The organism is Parasaccharibacter sp. TMW2.1890 (genome assembly GCF_023337645.1).
Lineage (GTDB): Bacteria > Pseudomonadota > Alphaproteobacteria > Acetobacterales > Acetobacteraceae > Bombella > Bombella apis.
The window spans coordinates 260,103-276,795 of record NZ_NWUV01000001.1 but is presented as its reverse complement, the minus strand read 5'-3'; the positions used below and the strand labels follow the sequence as shown (position 1 = coordinate 276,795).

Annotated in this window: 15 protein-coding genes and 1 tRNA gene; 5 read left to right on the top strand and 11 right to left on the bottom strand. The window is 57.5% G+C overall.

Annotated features, from left to right (window positions below):
- Positions 1-10: 10 nt before the first annotated feature.
- Both CPA54_RS01240 and CPA54_RS01235 read left to right on the top strand, forming a co-directional pair.
- Positions 11-991, top strand: coding sequence for an alpha/beta fold hydrolase (locus CPA54_RS01240; protein ID WP_248630382.1), 981 nt, complete (start codon positions 11-13; stop codon positions 989-991).
- Positions 992-1,061: 70 nt separating this feature from the next.
- A tRNA-Arg gene (locus CPA54_RS01235) sits at positions 1,062-1,138 on the top strand.
- A 337-nt stretch (positions 1,139-1,475) separates the two neighbouring features.
- Here CPA54_RS01235 and CPA54_RS01230 read toward each other — a convergent pair.
- The gene (locus CPA54_RS01230; protein ID WP_249085398.1) at positions 1,476-2,252 is read right to left on the bottom strand and encodes a hypothetical protein; all 777 of its coding nucleotides are present in this window, start codon (positions 2,250-2,252) and stop codon (positions 1,476-1,478) included.
- A gap of 363 nt (positions 2,253-2,615) precedes the next feature.
- Between CPA54_RS01230 and CPA54_RS01225 the strand changes: the two genes are divergently transcribed.
- Positions 2,616-2,795, top strand: coding sequence for an SEL1-like repeat protein (locus tag CPA54_RS01225; protein ID WP_249085397.1), 180 nt, complete (start codon positions 2,616-2,618; stop codon positions 2,793-2,795).
- Between the two features lie 98 nt (positions 2,796-2,893).
- Here CPA54_RS01225 and CPA54_RS01220 read toward each other — a convergent pair whose 3' ends face one another.
- Genes CPA54_RS01220 through CPA54_RS01210 form a run of 3 tightly spaced genes read right to left on the bottom strand, consistent with a single transcriptional unit; the run spans position 2,894 to position 6,765 of the window.
- Positions 2,894-4,090, bottom strand: a complete 1,197-nt coding sequence (locus CPA54_RS01220) for a Dyp-type peroxidase (RefSeq protein WP_249085396.1) — start codon at positions 4,088-4,090, stop codon at positions 2,894-2,896.
- A 10-nt stretch (positions 4,091-4,100) separates the two neighbouring features.
- Positions 4,101-5,267, bottom strand: coding sequence for a hypothetical protein (locus CPA54_RS01215; RefSeq protein WP_143539893.1), 1,167 nt, complete (start codon positions 5,265-5,267; stop codon positions 4,101-4,103).
- 10 nt (positions 5,268-5,277) lie between these two features.
- On the bottom strand, positions 5,278-6,765 hold the full coding sequence (locus CPA54_RS01210; RefSeq protein ID WP_081562965.1) for a carbohydrate porin: 1,488 nt from the start codon (positions 6,763-6,765) through the stop codon (positions 5,278-5,280).
- A gap of 247 nt (positions 6,766-7,012) precedes the next feature.
- On the opposite strand from CPA54_RS01210, the gene CPA54_RS01205 reads away from it, so the two are divergent.
- A complete protein-coding gene (locus tag CPA54_RS01205) occupies positions 7,013-7,441 on the top strand; it encodes an EamA family transporter (RefSeq protein WP_043561539.1) in 429 nt (142 codons plus the stop codon).
- A 120-nt stretch (positions 7,442-7,561) separates the two neighbouring features.
- Here CPA54_RS01205 and CPA54_RS01200 read toward each other — a convergent pair whose 3' ends face one another.
- The 6 genes from CPA54_RS01200 to CPA54_RS01175 form a co-directional block, all read right to left on the bottom strand.
- Entirely contained in the window at positions 7,562-8,977 is a 1,416-nt protein-coding gene (locus CPA54_RS01200) for an amino acid permease (RefSeq protein ID WP_052349139.1), read from the bottom strand.
- A gap of 134 nt (positions 8,978-9,111) precedes the next feature.
- Positions 9,112-10,641 (bottom strand): alginate export family protein, encoded by a 1,530-nt coding sequence (locus CPA54_RS01195; RefSeq protein WP_249085395.1) that lies wholly within the window; start codon positions 10,639-10,641, stop codon positions 9,112-9,114.
- A 248-nt stretch (positions 10,642-10,889) separates the two neighbouring features.
- Positions 10,890-12,338, bottom strand: a complete 1,449-nt coding sequence (locus CPA54_RS01190) for an alginate export family protein (RefSeq protein WP_227449654.1) — start codon at positions 12,336-12,338, stop codon at positions 10,890-10,892.
- 231 nt (positions 12,339-12,569) lie between these two features.
- Positions 12,570-12,722, bottom strand: coding sequence for an SDR family oxidoreductase (locus tag CPA54_RS01185; protein ID WP_086431145.1), 153 nt, complete (start codon positions 12,720-12,722; stop codon positions 12,570-12,572).
- Positions 12,719-13,120 carry a hypothetical protein gene (locus CPA54_RS01180; protein ID WP_081562962.1) on the bottom strand — a complete coding sequence of 134 codons (402 nt, stop codon included), beginning with the start codon at positions 13,118-13,120 and terminating at the stop codon, positions 12,719-12,721. The genes CPA54_RS01185 and CPA54_RS01180 overlap by 4 nt, the downstream gene beginning before the upstream one ends.
- A 237-nt stretch (positions 13,121-13,357) precedes the next feature.
- A complete protein-coding gene (locus tag CPA54_RS01175; RefSeq protein WP_249085684.1) occupies positions 13,358-14,626 on the bottom strand; it encodes a glutamate-5-semialdehyde dehydrogenase in 1,269 nt (422 codons plus the stop codon).
- A gap of 181 nt (positions 14,627-14,807) precedes the next feature.
- Here CPA54_RS01175 and CPA54_RS01170 point away from each other — a divergent pair, with 181 nt between their 5' ends.
- A complete protein-coding gene (locus tag CPA54_RS01170) occupies positions 14,808-16,013 on the top strand; it encodes a multidrug effflux MFS transporter (RefSeq protein WP_249085394.1) in 1,206 nt (401 codons plus the stop codon).
- A 16-nt stretch (positions 16,014-16,029) separates the two neighbouring features.
- On the opposite strand, the gene CPA54_RS01165 is transcribed toward CPA54_RS01170, so the two are convergent.
- The gene (locus tag CPA54_RS01165) at positions 16,030-16,686 is read right to left on the bottom strand and encodes an invasion associated locus B family protein (RefSeq protein WP_043560795.1); all 657 of its coding nucleotides are present in this window, start codon (positions 16,684-16,686) and stop codon (positions 16,030-16,032) included.
- Between the last annotated feature and the right edge of the window lie 7 nt (positions 16,687-16,693).

Here is a 16,693-nt window from a genome sequence, read left to right as displayed (position 1 = left end):
CCTGTCCGTCATGTCCGCATTTCTGCTCATGGGCCTGCCCGGAGGATGCCAGACACCCCCAGCCCCCCGGAGCCTGCCCCACCGCCCGGCCGAGGCGGCTTACATCCCAGCCAGTGCGACAATTGCCCTCTCCGATGGCCGCAGAGCACCGGTACGGCTCTACCCGGCAACTGTTCCCCAACGTGGTATCATTCTGGCCTTTCATGGCTTTGGAGACAGCCGGGACGCCTGGGAAGTCATGGCCCCGGCCCTCAACAGGGCGGGCTTTCTCATCGTCGCACCGGACGTGCGTGGCTTTGGCGAATTCCCCGCCAAAGGGGGATGGAGCACGACCGACAGGATGGTTGCCGATGCCGTGGAAGAAGCCCGCTGGTGCCAGCAGCGCTGGCCCGGCCAGCCCCTCCATCTGATGGGGGAAAGCATGGGGGGGGCCCTTGCCCTCCTGACCAGCACGTCCCTGTCGACTCCCCGCCCTGACGGGCTGATCCTTCTGGCCCCGGCCATCATGACGATTGGTGAGCCTTGGCAGACCCTTCTGGAAGGCTGGAACCTCGTCACGCCACAGGCACGGCTGACGGGTGCGCATATGCCGGGGCATCATGTCGCCACGGCCAATCTTCGGGCCATGCGCCGCATGTTCTTCGACCCGCTGACGCGCCACGGCACGAACGTGCACGCCCTGCGAGGGCTGACGCATCTGATGGCCCGTGCGCTGGAGCAGGCACCCTCCGTACAGATACCGACCCTGCTCGTCTGGGGAGACAGGGACCAGTTCGTCCCCGCCTCTGCCACACGTCGGCTGATACGGCAGGCCCCACCGTCCCTCTTCCGGCTGGATGAGCTGCCCCGTGGGTATCACCTCATCACCCGTGAACCGCAAGACCGTCCGGCCAAGGACATCATCTCATGGATCGAGCGGCCTGACCGCTTTCTGCCCTCTGGCGGGGACAGTGCCGCCACCATGTGGCTCTGGCTGGAACAGACACGCTGACATGGATGAAAAAAGAGTGCCGCAAGGGCTAGGCAAGCACGCCACTTGCCGTTAAAAGTACCGACAACAGGGACCCGTAGCTCAGCTGGATAGAGCGTTGCCCTCCGAAGGCAAAGGTCGCGCGTTCGAATCGCGCCGGGTCCACCAAGAGACGCCCGTTTTACTACTGAATATAAGGCTATTTACAAAGAACTGGCCCGTTCCTGACTTGGATCATGACATTTTTTAACAATTTTTGAAAATGTACCGATAAAAAATTAGCAGCCATTCGATCAGCATTAATAATAAAAATTTACCACCTGTTGCATCCGCTATACGGAGAGCGATCCAGACAGGTATATAAACCTGAGAGATGAGCTACCTGCCTTCAAATCATAAAACAGACAGTATTTCCAGAAGATCATTTGCTCAATAGCAAGACCCGAAAAGCAGCCGCTGGTAGAAAATGCCTGAACATATCTCCGCCAGCAGGCTTCCAAAAATGTTATCTTCTCTTCTTAGAAGAGGGAGGAACCGGCGGGTTGAAGAGCTGATCTTTGATATTATAAGGTTTCCCATCAGCTGGTATCGCATTTAACCGTACCATAGTGCTCCCCTTTTCCTTTTCTTTATCCAGAACAGGGCGATTTTTATTCGGATTTGTTTTATCAAAAACTATTTTTGCTTCACGCGTCAACCCAGATGTAAATATAACCTTGCTATATGGACAATCAGAAACACTAAAATGGTAATTTGTCCACGAACAAAGATAAGTTTCGAAACGATCATCTTCGTTTGACACAAACTCGGAGTGCGCCAGAAGAATTAACTCTATCCCATGCTTTTCTTTACCATGAAGCTCATATTTTTTATCATAAATCTCCTCATAAATCTTTTCTAAATTTTTCATATAGTCATTGTAAAGATCATATTTTTGTTTTGATTTCTTAAAAATACAATCATTTCCTTGTTCCACTCTTTTCTTTTTTAGTGGTCTGCTGTTAAGTTCTTCCCCTTTCTCTATTCTATCCAATTGTTCAAATAACGCAGGCTGAACTTCACGCATTCTCCCAAAATATTCCCGTAGACTTTCATCATCCACTTCCACTATTTCTATACCAACCAATCTACCTTCAGTGGTCAAAAACGCAGCATCGGGTCTATCAGTTTGCTCGGAAATAAATTCAATTTTCCCATAACAAACATGCAACAGAGATTTGGCTCTCTCCAAAAACGAGCGTTCCAATTCGTACTGACGATCTGATCGATTTTGACCTCTCATTTTACCCGCCAAGCTTGGATACGACGAGGCGCAAACAACGCCACAGAATATACCTTAAATTTACCAAGGCTATTCTCTATCAATAGCAGACATGGAATATATACTCTACCCCATAACAGGAAGTGAAGACAAGTTATGTTCGAAACAGGCAAAAAACATCAGCGGATCAAGATGGTGCATATGGGCAATATGCTCTTTATCAAGCCCACTCATAAGGAAGAGGCATAGAAAAAAAATCCAGAAACAACTTTCCAGTTCCTTAAAAAATCTGCGGCACAGGACTTATTACTCTGCACAGAATGAACTGAGTCAAGCATATCAGCTCAACCTGTATTCTGCCAAAAATAACCAAGAAACCGCCAAGTGGCACCGCAAAGCCACAGGGCAGGCTATGCGGAAGCTGAATACAAAATGGGCCTTGTCTATTACAACGGTGTGACCATTCCCAAGAATGACAAAACAGGCCTGCACTGGTTCCAGAAAGCGGCGGCTCAGGGCTACCAGCCAGCACCCGAGATGCTGCAGAGCCACGAGCTGCGCTGACTGTCTGACAACAAGAAACATGAACCACCCCCCTGCCATCAGGTCTCAGGAACAGGCCTGATGGCAGACACACTCTAAGCCCCCTTTTTAAAGCCCCCTCACCCCAGAAGCTCCTGACCTATGTAATGACCATCAAGACGCCCCGGGCAGGCGAACAGGCCGCTGCCTATGTGGGTCGTGTACTGGTTCATCATGTCGAATTTCGACATGCGCTCGAATATCTTCGTAAAGGCCGTGCGAGGGTCCTGCTGATAGGCAAGGAACATCAACCCGGCATCAAACTCGTTGCCCTGCCGCCACGGGGGCCAGCGTTCGGCAATGTAGCTCAAACCGTTATCATAGGAATAAGACCGCCTCAGCAGCTCCGCACCACCATTCTCCTGCGGGGCGGCAAGGCGGGCATGAGCATTTTCAGACGTGACAGGATTCCCGTCTTTGTCGGTCTGGCTGAGAGTCAGCGGCTCATTCTCATGATGGCCACCAATGGGTGCGCCACTCTGCTTCTGACGCCCCATCGTCTCTTCCTGAAAGCCCGTCCTCGTACGGTCCCAATGCTCCAGGGCAATGCGGATGATGCGGGCCACAAGATAGGTTCCCCCCTGCATCCACGGTTCGTCCGTCGGGGCCGCCCAGAGGACCCGCTTCGCCACGGCAGGATTGGCGATATCAGGCTGTATGGTGCCATCCTTGAAGCCCATCAGATTGCGGGGTGTCTGATGCCGGCCAAACTCCGGTGAAAAGCCGGTCTGTGCCCAGCGTGGAGTTGCCCTGCCGTCGGCCAGACGGGCCAGGATGCGGATGGCATGAAAGGCCGTCTGCGGATCCGTCGCACAGCTCTGGATGCAGACATCACCCCCCGTATGGGCCGGAACGAGCTGATCCCCCGTAAAGCGGGGCAGGTCGGCCAGCGGAGCCGGACGCCGATCCGCAAGACCATACCGGTCTTTCCCCTCCTTCGTGAACAGCCCCGGCCCGAAGCCGAAGGTCAGGGTCAGGCTCGCCTGCTCCAGACCATCCACATCACCAGAATCAACAAGATGCGGGGCGGGCCGGTGCGCCATCAGGGCCTCGGCGGCCTCCGTCCATGCCCTCATCATGTCGGCCACATCGGCCTTCTTCTCCGCCGTGAGATCAAACGTGATGAAATACAGGAACGGCAGCTGCGGCAGCATGATGCCGGGCTGATGACGCAGGGAAGAGGCCATCGCAAGGCTGGTGGCGGGGCGCATCAGCTCAAGCCCTGCCAGCCCCAGCGCCCCCCCCAGAAGAGTGCGGCGGGAAAGAGAAAATGTCATGGTTCTACTTTCACGGAAGGGCAACATTGAGCGTGTTCATGTCATCTTCGACATAATAGAATCCCCTGTTGTCAGGGGTCATCGCCAGACCGAACAGGTCGCCATTGCCCGGGGGCTGCTGGGCCTGGTCATTGTCCACCCACTGGGCATAGAGCTGTTTCTTCGCCACGGGGTCTATCTCGACAACCTGCCCGTTGCGCCCGTTGGCCACCAGCAGGTGATGCCCCGGCACCCAGATCATCGCCAGTGGCCAGTTGAGCAGCTGCCCTCTGGTGATGATGCGCCCTACGGCATCATTCTGACGTGTCACGGGGGTCGTGCGGTTCACGGCATCATCAATGGCCGTGACCTCCTCATCATAGCCATCCGTGACATACAGCGTGCCGTCACTGTCCAGAGCCAGTCCGGTTGGCCCAAAAAGAAAATTGTCACGATCGGCACGACCGGCAAACCCGGTCGCTATGATTGACTGTCTGTCCAGCACAGGGGGCTTACCCGGCGGAACATGCAGATTGAAACGCATGACCGTCGCATTGTGCAGGATGGGTGGATAATGCGTTGCCGGATCCAGAACATAGGGGCTTGGCAGCCCCGCCGCCGCCATGGAGATGAAAAGCGTGGCCGTGTCTCCGTTATCAATGCTGGCAATATTCCCCCACGGCCCCGTGATGTCCGGTCCTTTCCACGCCGTGGCGAATTTTCCGTTGGCATCAAAAACCAGAAGGCAGCCATCCCCCTTCGTGCCTGTTGTCCCATCCTTGCTTGGCGTGCTGCCAACAATGACCCAACCCGCCTTGAGCACCGTCAGGGCTGTCGTGAAGCCGATCCCCCCCGGGCAGGCTGCCAGATTGGCAGGGGCACTGGCAAACAGGCGTATGTTTTTTGTCACGGGCGAATAGGCCACGATGGTCGTGCCGGTTCCCTGAAGATTGTTCACATTGTTGAAGTTGGTGATGAGCACTTCATCCTTCTTCAGGCTGCCCATGTCCTGCGGCACCAGATAAATCGCATAGGGATTGAGATCACCATTGCCCGGACTTGTGGAGGCCAGCATGGCATGGCGGTGGATGGTCTCCAGAAATCCCTTCGGAGCAGCCTCCCCTCCCTGTGGAGCAAACACGGCAGCGAAAGCGAAGCAGGCCAGGCCGGGCAGAACTCTGCGTAGAAACTGTTTCATGAAGCACCTCCTACAGGGCAATGATCGCACGCAGACCAAGGACGGCAATGTCCTTCACGCGCCTGTCAGGGTGAAGAGTGTTCGGCACCCCACCTGACGGATTGAAAATGTACTGGAAGTCCGGCTGGAGCTGGAGCCAGCCTGTCATCTGGCACTGATACATCAGCTCCATGTAGGTTTCCCCGCTCTGGGACGGCATGTAGCTCCCGTTGTAGAACCGGGTCGCCCTGTCAAATTTGGCCAGCGCCTTGCTGAAATGCGTGTAGCCCATGGCAAGCCCCAGCGTGTCATCCTGCCGGTATGGCAGCGGGTCCTTGAACGTGAAGCCGAAATTCAGGCTGAAATCGTTGGGCGCACGGTCGGACTGCGGCGTCCCCATCGCCCGGCCAAAGACATTGAATGTCCGGTTGGGATCGTAATGGCTGTGCCACAGCATCTGGTCCACCACCGCATACAGGCTGAAAAGGCCACGGTGACGGCGGGCCACGCCACTGCTTGCCGGAGACGCAAGCGGCACGTGCATGTTGTCCCAGTACTGGTCCGCAAAAGGCTCGGAATCATACCAGGCCCCGATGCGATAGACCCGTGAGAGCGCATCGGCCTGATCTGGCGAGACCATGGCCCCCAGGGCGGGATAGACATACTGGAACTCCACCAGAGCCAGCACACCCCGGTTCAACACGAAACTCGTCCCGGATGGATTGCTCTTCTGAGCATCCACACTGACATTATGAGCAGGACTGCCACTGAACACGCCAGCCTGCACATATAATGGTGTGGCCATCCAGTATTTCGCCCTCACCCCCAGTGAGGAGAGCGGATAGGCCGGTCCGCCACCGGGCATGTCCGCCGAAGGCACCATGGGCCAGCCGAACATGGTGTTGGCAAACACGAGCGCATTGCTGCTCACCATCCATTCCTGGTCCAGGCTCTGCTGGCCAATCTTTATGTCCAGAGCCTGCTGGTCCAGAAATTTCTGGTCAAACCACATTTCCCACAGGCGGGTGGAACGGTCTGCCTCGATCCCGCTGATGGTCTGGGCCACCTGAAGATTGTCATCACTGAGACTGCGCCCATGTATCTGTTCCATGCTGACCTGAAAGGTACCGCCGTACCAGCCAAAGGCCCGCTGCGTATTCAGTTGCAGCACCGCAACAGTCAGGCCGTCATAGGCAGCTCCCCGCCGTGTTCCGCCCGTGACATTGCCGAAAATCTCCGACGTCTCCTGAAGGGCAAAAACCAGCCCCGCCTTCCCCATGGCTGTCCGCAGGCCCCACATGCTGCCGAGCAGGTTGGAATCCCGTTTCCAGTTTGACAGAAACCCGAAGAGGCCGTCTGCACTCTCATCCCCTGCCGCTGCGGCATTGCCCAGATTGACCACGGGGGCACGGGCCTGAGCTGTACTTTCCATGAAAAACGAGAGCAGGCCAATCACTGCAACCTGCACAGCACAATAACGGGACCGGGTGAACAGCCTTCTGAAAGTAAGGGTGGGCATGGCGGCTCCGATAACTGTTAATGATTCTTATTATTGATATCGGAAAAATTTTTCGATTCAATTAAAAATTGATTCTCATTCGCAATTGAAAGACGTTACCAGCACTCTGAACAGCCCATTCCCGTCAAAGAAGCAGAATTGCCATGATGTCTACTCCCCACCATGATTGAAACACGAAGACAGCCCGCAGGCCCATCCGATCATCTTTCAGAACGTCTCTGCCACAATATCAGGAGGACACATCATCATGCTTTCCACCTCATGGGTCTTCTGGGCTCTGCTTTCAGCAGTTTTTGCTGCACTGACAGCTCTGTGCGCCAAGATTGGCGTCAACAACATTGATTCCGACCTGGCCACCTTCATCCGCACGCTGGTCATACTCGGCGTACTGGGGATGATCTTGCTGATTACAGGCAAATTTCACGAGACCAGAGGCTTCAACATGCGGGGCTGCCTGTTCCTGCTATTATCCGGTCTGGCGACAGGGGCCTCATGGCTCTGCTATTTCCGTGCCCTAAAGCTGGGCGATGCTGCCCGTGTTGCCCCCCTTGACAAACTGAGCGTTGTTTTCGTGGCCATACTCAGTGTCACCGTCCTCGGGGAGCAACTCTCCCTCAAGGGCTGGCTGGGAGTCCTGTTCATCGGGCTGGGAGCCATTCTGGTCTCCCTGGGGTAGACCTTTCTCCCCGTTATCAGTCGCCACAAAAAAACGGACCCACCCAGAGGGCAGGTCCGTTTTCTTCAGAAAAGACTCTTCCATCAGAAGAGGGAGACAGGCCTTCCCTCTTCCTCCAGCTTACTCGCCTTCTTTACCGGTTTCTTCTTCAACCGCAGCCGGCTCTTCCGTCGTTACGGGAGCCAGACGGCTGGCAAAGTTGCAGGCCATCAGGTAGCAGACGACCGCCGTACCGAGAGAAGCAAAAGCCGTGTTGCGCTCACCCGGATTGATCAGCATGGCCACGAATACCAGAATGATGGCACCCAGGCACAGGAGGCTGAGATACGGGAAAAGCGGCAGGGTGAAGTGCTTGCTCGTCCCAGAGCGTTTGCTCCGGCGGCGCAGCACAATGTACGTCGTGGAAATCAGCGCATAAGTCAGCAGGATCAGACCACCACTACAGTTCAGCAGGAAGCCGAAAATCTCGCTCGGTGCAAAGATCGAGGAGAAGGCGACCAGAAGACCAGCCACGGAGCTGATGGTAATGGCCATGCGGGGCGCCTTGTCCGGCGACGTACGCACCAGAAACGCCGGGGCATCACCCTGGATGGCCAGCTCTGTCAGAATGCGGGACGTGATGTACATGCTGGAGTTCAGGCAGGACAGCACGGCGCTGAGGATGGCGATCTGCATGATCAGCGCAGCACCCGGCACACCCATGGTCTGAAGCACGGCCACGAACGGGGACTTGCCCGGATACAGGCTCCACCACGGCACGATCATCGTGATCAGGCAGATGGAGGAAACGTAGAACATCATGATGCGCAGGCCGAGTGTCCGCGTCACACGGGAGACATTCTGCCCCGGATCAGACGTCTCGGACGCCGCCACGGTGGAGATCTCGGAGCCCATCATGGTGAACAGCACGGTCGGCACCAGCGCCAGCAGCGGCACGATCCCGTTGGGGAAGAGCCCACGACGACCAAACAGGTTGTGATGGACCGGCACACCCGGACCAAAAACATGCAGGACATACAGCAGCGCCAGCAGGATGAAGGCCACGATGGTGAAAACCTTGATGCTGGAAAGCCAGAACTCGCACTCACCAAAAATCTTCGGGGCAAAGAAGTTCACAAACTTCATGCTGAGGATGAGGATGATCGACAGCAGCCAGACAGGCAGGTCGATCCAGTCCCGCAGCATCATGGCACCAGCGATGGCTTCCGAGCCGATCACGACCACCCAGAAGAACCAGTAGAGCCAGCCGGAGGCAAAGCCGATCCGGTCACCATGCGCAAGGCGGATATACTCCACGAAGGAGCCACGCCCCGGGTCGCTGACAACAATCTCGCCAAGCATCCGCATGATCCCCATGATCAGGAATCCGACGACAACGAACACAAGCGCAATGCCTGGTCCCGCTTTGGCAATGGCGGCACTGCTACCAACAAAAAGCCCGGCGCCGATCACGCCGCCGAGGGCAATCATCGCAATATGACGACTCGAGAGCCCCTTATCTTCGGCCTGAGCCTGGTCAGTGGTGGGTTCCTTCATGAAAAGGTCCTTATGAATAGTTGGCTGTGCAAATCGCCCATCCAGTAGATGACGGGTTCTCCGCTAAGTCATTCCCATTTTGTAACATCTACTGTCAAAATGGAAGCCGGAACAGATTAAAACTCCGTTCCTTCTCAGAAGTGACGGTAAAAATAAAGCTCCAGCACACCTGATGTCCCATGTATGGGCGGCATAGGCATACCTCCCGGAACACCGGCCTTTGCCAGTGCCTTTCCCGCTGGCCCCGCAAAAGCAACACCGCCAGCGATCGCTCCTGATGTGTTGCCATCAAACGTGTATTCTGCGGAGAAATCAAGCTCATCCGACATGTGGCTCCCCACATTGCGAGACAAACCCGACCCTGTGGGGTAGAGAAAAGACAGGTCGTAGAAATGCAGGCCGAGCTTCAGCTCGTCCGCCTTGCGCAACAGATGGACAGGTGGGACACCTGTCAGATCCACCTGATGGATCTCCATATTGGACAGGGGAGACAGATACATGCCCGTGATTTCCCCCGGCCAGTAGCCACCATAGGTATACCGGCGCCCATCGTACAGAAAGTACGTATCATAATTGTGCTTCGTCCGGCTATGTGAGTTTTTCCCCCCGCTGAAACGGGTATAACGGTAAAAGACGTGCGGCTTCCATGGCAGGCTGGTGAACGTATAGCCTGGCTCGATATATGTCGAATAGGCACTGACCCCCTTGTAACCATTGCCCGCATGGCTGTTCTGCTCGGAAACGAATGTGCCATAGAGCGTGAAGTGCTTTGAGATGCCCAGCGCCCGGATGGGCACGAACGTACCACCCCAGCTCAGCTGACTGACATTCATCCCCTGCCTGTCCCCACGATTGGCGTAGTCGTAGGCTGAACCGATATTCGCCTTCCGCACATGAAAATAGGTCAGGGTCAGATAAGCCGCCCTGTCCTCGTAGACGGCCCCGCCATCCCCTCCTGGCCTGCTGCGAAACCATGTGATGTCAAACCCCTCAAACTTGGTCTCCGGCCTGTCATTATTGCGGGTCTGCTTGTTGTTGGTGTTGTTCTCCAGCATGAAGACATCCGCCCGCAGCGCCTTCCCCTGATATTTGATGACACCAGGGCCGGAAAAGGCAAACCGGGGCGCATACCACCAGGCGCCACGATCCCCGGAGCTGTAAGCACCCTTCCCCATCAGAAAGCCATCATCAATCTGGAACTTCTGCCGTCCTCCCTCAATGATCAGCTTCCGCTCCTTGTTGAAGGGCAGGTCTATGCCCAGATTGGCCTCCTCCAGCGTGACCGCACGAGGGGTCCGTGTCGTCTGGGAAATGCTCTCGGCATCGCCATCCCCCAATGTCGTGGAGCCAATGGCCGATGCCTGCCCGAATACGCTGAACCCCCAGGGCGTTTTCCACTGCCCTGCAAGAATGGGTTTGCCGTACAGCTCGGCATACGTCGTATCCTTGATGAGGGCATAGCCGCCCGTCCGCTTTTCACGGTACGACCCTGTCCCGAAGTTGGTATTGGGCAGAAAGAACGCATCACCCCCAATATCCAGAGAGGCCTTGAGAGAAATGTTTCTGGTCGCAACAAGTGTCTGGTCAGCATAAGCGTCAGAAATCACATAAACGTTGCCCAAAGCGGCCAACGAAACGAAGAGTTTCCGCAGTTTTGATGACATATGAGGAACCTTTTGGAAATTTTCCTCACAATTTTATTACAGAATAACCGTTCCTTGTCTATCGACCGTCTGACTTGTTTATCAGTACGGTCTATGAAATGGAGACAATATAAAATTTATTCTTTTTCTTCATCATGACGATACTGCCTCACGAAAACACGCTCTAAATGGCAGTTTATTAACCCTTCCACGCCCTGTTCCGTATCAAACCGGACAGAAGAACAGAAACGGAATGATGGGCGCTAATATTAAAAATGTTTATAAAAATAAATTTCCATTACACCGGAAGCTCCATGGATCTTCGGCATGGTCTGTCCATCCGGCACGCCAGCCTTGGCCAGTGCCCGCCCTGCTGGACCAGAAAAGGCAGCACCCGCTGCAATCGCACCGGATGTATTCGCATCAAAAGCATATTCTGCTGAAACGTTGACTTCATCCGACATATGTCGCTTCGTACCCGCAGGCAGGCCTGCGCCCGTGGGATACAGATAGGCAAGATCGTAAAAATGCAGGCCAAGCTTCAGCTCATCATCCTTCTTCAGCAGATGGACGGGCGGCACACCGGTAATGTCAAACTGATGGACCTCCATGTTGGAGAGTGGGGACATGTTGTTCCCCACAATCTCCCCCGGCCAGTAACCGCCGTACGTGTAACGGGCACCATCATAAAGAAAAAACGTATCGTAATTGTGCTTCGTCCGGCTGTGGGGATCCCGCCCCCCGCTGAAGCGGGTGTACCGGTAGAAAACATGAGGCCGCCACGGAACCCGGGAAAACGTATAGCCCGGCTCCACATAGACGGCATAGGCACTGACCCCCTTGTACCCATTGCCTGCGTGGCTGTTCTGCTCGGAAACAAAATTGCCATAGAAGGTGATGTTCTTCGTGAAGGGGCGGCTCTTCATCGCAAAGGGCGTTCCCCCCCAGCTCAGGGCCGTCACGCTCATACCCTGACGGTCCGCCCTGTTGGAGTAATCGTAGGCCGCTCCCTTGTCGGCATGGCGGACATAGAAATAGGTCAGCGTGACATAGGCCGCCCGGTCTCCGTAGGACGAGCCGCCATCTCCATCCGGACGGCTGCGGAAGAGCGTCACGTCAAAACCGACAAACTTCGTTTCCGGCTTGTCATTGCCGTAGGTCTGCCGGTTGTTGCTGTTGTTCTCCAGCATGAACACATCGGACCGGATGGATGTCCCCTCATACTTGATGACCCCCGGCCCGGAGAAAGCAAACCGGGGCGCATACCACCAGGCCCCACGCTCACCAGAGCTGTAGGCTCCCTTCCCCATGAGAAAACCGTCATCAATCTGGAATTTCTGCCGTCCCCCCTCGATGATCAGACGTCTTTTCCCATTCAGCGGAATCTTCACGCCCAGATTGGCATCCTCAAGATTCACCTGCCGGGGCGTGCCGGAGGTCTGGCTCACGCTCTCTGCATCGCCGTCACCCAACGTCGTGGACCCGATGGCCGAAACCAGCCCGAACACCGAAAAACCCCACGGGGTCTGCCATGTGCCTGAAAGCATGGGCTGGCCATACAGCTCACCAAGACCAACATTTTTCGTGCGTGTGTAATAACCCGCCTTGTGCGGTGCATAAGAGCCCGTGCCAAAATTGGCATTGGGGAAATAAAAGGCATCACCCCCAATATCGAGAGCGGCATTCAGGGTGATATCCTTGCGGGAAAACAGGGTCACGTCCGCAGATGCTTCAGAAGCGGTAAAAACACCAGCCGACATTGCAGCTGTACAAAGCAGTTTCCGCACCCTTGCCGCCATGACCATCCTTATTCTCAGGCTGTTCTGGCGGCTTATTACCTCATGTCTGCCATATAATCCAGAGAATGCAGCCCAGAGAATGTTACGATCTCGGAAAAATATCTCGAAAGAGCCTGCGCCTCATGTTCTCCACAGGCAGCCCGCCTTCCCTCAGCCCGGTACGCCGTCACCGCCGGTGATGCCCCAGACCTGCCCAGTCACGTAGCTGCTCTCCTGAGAGGCCAGGGTGACATAGACCGGCGCAATCTCCACCGGCTGTCCGGGACGGTAATAGGGTGTCTCCTGTTCACACAAGAACGTCATGACTTCCTCCGTGACCACAGCTTCCGAAGAAAGAAGGCAATGCCCTCAATCAGAAGAACAAGAAGGACGATGCCAACCACTTCGAAAATCCCTGCCATTATCAGGAACTTCTTGACGACCTTCTCAGTAGGACGACAAGCAACCTGTACGTCCGAAAGATTCAGCTTGGACGTACAGACCATGACTGTCTCGCTACCCTTGGGCATGGTCATGGTAATGGTGGCAGGAATGGAGAGGGGAGCAGCTTCGGCAACTACAGGAGCGGCGAGAAGCAAACCAATGACAAAAGCCGCCACACCGGAGAAAAACGCCCACCTGCCCACGGATGACACGCCCTCGCCTTCATGGCTGGCAGCAGCCTCACCTGGCCGGGTCGTATCCATCTCATCTCGGAACATGGGGCATCTCCTGTTCAACAGCTCTTCCTGATGAAGACGACCTTCTGCGAATATCGGCCATCACGTCAAGCTGTTTCAGTTCAACAGCTCTTCCTGATGAAGACCACCTTCTGCCCCGCCCCGCACGTCAACCGCCCTCCCGGAGCGCATCAAACGGTTTCACGTCACGATCCGTTTACATGACCATGCACGGCCCGTTCCGGTTCAGGAATGGTCTGGAAGGGTCATCCCGGTCCGTCACGGGCGCAGCTGCCCTGTTCCGTGCACCTCATAACGCCATGTCATGAGCTGGGCCGGACCAACCGGGCCACGGGGCGGCAGGCGGCCTGACATGATGCCGATTTCCCCACCCAGTCCGAATTCACCACCATCACTGAACTGCGTCGAGGTGTTCCACATCACGATGGCACTGGGGACACGTTGCATGAAATACTGCGCCACGGCCTCATCTTCCGTCAGGATCGCCTCCGTATGACGGGACGAGAAGCGGACAATATGCGCCAGTGCCGCATCCACCCCTGCCACAACGGAAATGTTCAGAACCTTATCCAGCCATTCCGTGGCAAAATCTTCCTCCGTGGCAGCGGGCAGTTCCGGCAGGATGCTGCGGGCGGCCTCGTCAGCCCGGAAGGTGCAGCCCTCCGCTGCCAGATCGGCCACAAGCTGCGGCAGGAGACCCGGAGCAATGGCAGCGTCTATCAGGAGCGTTTCCGTGGCCCCACAGATGCCGGGACGGCGCAGCCTGGCATTGCGCACGACCCTCCGGGCCAGCTCATGATCCGCCGCCGCATGGACGTAGCTGTGGCACAGCCCCGCCGCATGGGCCAGAACCGGCATCCGTGCCTCGGCCTGCACACGCTCCACCAGCGCGCGCCCGCCACGGACCACGGTCACGTCAATCAGCCCTGCTGCACGGAGCATGTCCCCCACATGCTCCGGCCCGGCATCCGGCACCATGAGCACGGCATCCTCCGGCAGGCCAGCACGGGCCAGCCCCTGCTGGATCACATGATGCAGGGCCTGTGTGCTGTGAAAACTCTCCGGCCCGCCCCGCAGCAGCAGGGCATTGCCGGACCGGATGGCCAGAATGGCCGCATCCACCCCAACGGTGGGCCGCCCCTCATGGATCATCCCCAGCACGCCAAGTGGCGTGGCCACACGGCGCAGCTTCAGGCCATTCGGCTGCTGCCATGCGGCCAGAACCTGTCCGACCGGGTCTTCCATGCCCGCAAGGGCGTCCACGCTGCGGGCCACGCCCTCAAGCCGTTCCGCCGTCAGGGTCAGCCTCTCCTGAAAGAACGGGCTGAGACTGGCCTGCTCAAGGTCCCGGCGATTGGCAGCCAGCAGGGTTTCCGTTCCGTCCCGCAAGCCTGCGGCCACATGGCGCAGTGCCGCCGTCCGCTGCCCTGCCGGACATACGGCCAGAATCCCGGCTGCCTCACGGGCACGCCGTGCCAGCACATGCATGGGCGGGACGTGAGCGTCCGTCTGCGTTCCTGTCGGCATGGGTCTTTCTCCTCCATCTCCACCGGCCCGGCCTCCCGCTGCCGGATGATCCGCACCATCCATCACCAGCCCCATCGTGCCGATCTGGACCGGCATGGCAAGGTCACTCCGGCAGAAACCCGCCATGCCCATGTACCGCCCCTGCTTGACAGGCCGACAACGGCCCCGCATCTCTTGAGGCATGTCCTCCACCGCCACACAGCCACCAACCGTCCACTCCCTCCGCCTGCTGGGGATTCTCAGCGTCCTGATGGGGTTTGCGGCCATCTCCACCGATTTCTACCTGCCAGCCATGCCCACCATGGCGCAGGCCCTGCAGGCGCCGGGAGGTGAAATGGCCTGGACGATCTCCGGCTATCTGGTGGGGTTCAGTTTCAGCCAGCTCATCTGGGGGCCGGTCAGTGACCATTATGGCCGACGGCTGCCCATTGCCATCGGGCTGGTCCTGTTCACTCTCGGGTCGGCAGGCTGTGCCGCTGCTGGTTCCATCACGACGCTCATCGCCTTCCGCCTCCTTCAGGCCATCGGGGCCTGCGCCAATGTCGTGATCGCCCGGGCCATGGTGCGGGACCTCTATCACGGCCACCGTGCCGCCCAGATGCTCTCCACACTGATGACCGTCACGGCCATCACGCCTCTGCTGGCCCCGCTGGTTGGCGGACAGATTCTGGCCTTCTGGGGCTGGCGGGCCATCTTCGTCAGTCTGGTCTGTGTGGGCCTCATCATGCTCGGCAGCCTGTTCTTCCTGCCGGAGACTTTGCCGAAGCGGGATGAACGCCCCCACTCCGTTCTCCATGCCTTCTCACACTATGCCCACCTCATCCGCCGCCCCCGCCTGCTGGGCTATGCCTGTGCCGGCGGCTGCTACTATGCGGGGACTTTCGCCTACATTTCCGGCTCCCCCTTTGCCTATATCAGCTACCACCACGCCTCCTCCCTGCTCTATGCGCTGCTCTTCGGAATGGGCATCGTGGGCATCATGACGGCCAACATGATCAATGCCCGGCTGGTCCACGCATGGGGCAGCGACAGGCTGCTTGTCATGGGGGTCATCATCAGCGTTCTGGTCTCGCTCTGGCTGGTCGCTGATGTCTGGACTGATTATGGCGAGCTGTGGGGGCTGTTCCTGCCGCTCTTCCTCTATGTCGCCATGGCCGGATTCATCGTGGCCAATTCCCTCTCCGGTGCCCTGCATGATGACCCCGCCCATGCGGGCACCGTCTCCGCCATGACGGGAGCCGTCCATTATGGCAGCGGCATCATCGGGTCCGGGCTGGTGGGGCTGCTGGCGGATGCCACACCCCGCCCCATGGCCACGATCATCTGCGTGGCCTCGCTGTTCAGCCTCGTCTTCCTGCTGCTCATCCGTGATGGCAGGAAGGGCTGAAGGCCGGCCCGCTTCTTTACGGGTTCAGCTCGCCCCGCTCCAGCCAGCCTGCGATCTGCTGCATCCCCGTCTGGATGTCGGAGAGCGGGAACTCATAGGCCCATGTCTCGCCCGTTTTCGTCTTCGCCGTCAGCTGTGCCGTCTTCCCCGATGACAGAGCCTGCACGGCACTGGCCGGAAGCTCCTGCTGGGCCATGCAGCCTGTCTCGTCACAGGATTGCAGGGGCAAAGGCACGGCCTGCCCGTTATCCACGCTCAGCTGAAGAGTGGCCTTCATGTCGAACGGCAAGCGTGTCGGCAGGTTCAGGCTGATCTGCCAGGGCTGTTGGGCCAGCGGCTTCCTGATGAGGTCTGGCGTGGCATGAGCCAGCAGGAAAAATCCGCTATCCATCGTCGTCCCCGTCATGCGTTCCAGCTGGATGGTGCAGAACTGCGTCCCCTGTCGGCTGCCCTTGGCCGGATAGGCACAACCATAACGCCATGGCCCGGCAAAAGCGGACCGGGCCGTTACTCCCGGATGTTCAGCCGCCATGATTTCCGGCAGACCTCCCCCTTTTTCCGTCACGGCTTCCACAGCTGCGGCCCGACCATCCTTCGGCCCAGCCGCAGAAGCTGGCACGGCAGACAGCAGACCAAGTGTCATCACCATGACGGCATGAGGGCGTCTGAACATCTTTCTT

Excerpts from the sequence above, each read along its gene's own strand:
- CPA54_RS01240 (WP_248630382.1), top strand. The coding sequence starts at position 11 with ATGTCCGCATTTCTGCTCATGGGCCTGCCCGGAGGATGCCAGACACCC.
- CPA54_RS01230 (WP_249085398.1), bottom strand. The coding sequence starts at position 2,252 with ATGAGAGGTCAAAATCGATCAGATCGTCAGTACGAATTGGAACGCTCG.
- CPA54_RS01220 (WP_249085396.1), bottom strand. The coding sequence starts at position 4,090 with ATGACATTTTCTCTTTCCCGCCGCACTCTTCTGGGGGGGGCGCTGGGG.
- CPA54_RS01215 (WP_143539893.1), bottom strand. The coding sequence starts at position 5,267 with ATGAAACAGTTTCTACGCAGAGTTCTGCCCGGCCTGGCCTGCTTCGCT.
- CPA54_RS01210 (WP_081562965.1), bottom strand. The coding sequence starts at position 6,765 with ATGCCCACCCTTACTTTCAGAAGGCTGTTCACCCGGTCCCGTTATTGT.
- CPA54_RS01205 (WP_043561539.1), top strand. The coding sequence starts at position 7,013 with ATGCTTTCCACCTCATGGGTCTTCTGGGCTCTGCTTTCAGCAGTTTTT.
- CPA54_RS01200 (WP_052349139.1), bottom strand. The coding sequence starts at position 8,977 with ATGAAGGAACCCACCACTGACCAGGCTCAGGCCGAAGATAAGGGGCTC.
- CPA54_RS01195 (WP_249085395.1), bottom strand. The coding sequence starts at position 10,641 with ATGTCATCAAAACTGCGGAAACTCTTCGTTTCGTTGGCCGCTTTGGGC.
- CPA54_RS01185 (WP_086431145.1), bottom strand. The coding sequence starts at position 12,722 with ATGACGTTCTTGTGTGAACAGGAGACACCCTATTACCGTCCCGGACAG.
- CPA54_RS01180 (WP_081562962.1), bottom strand. The coding sequence starts at position 13,120 with ATGTTCCGAGATGAGATGGATACGACCCGGCCAGGTGAGGCTGCTGCC.
- CPA54_RS01175 (WP_249085684.1), bottom strand. The coding sequence starts at position 14,626 with ATGCCGACAGGAACGCAGACGGACGCTCACGTCCCGCCCATGCATGTG.
- CPA54_RS01170 (WP_249085394.1), top strand. The coding sequence starts at position 14,808 with ATGTCCTCCACCGCCACACAGCCACCAACCGTCCACTCCCTCCGCCTG.
- CPA54_RS01165 (WP_043560795.1), bottom strand. The coding sequence starts at position 16,686 with ATGTTCAGACGCCCTCATGCCGTCATGGTGATGACACTTGGTCTGCTG.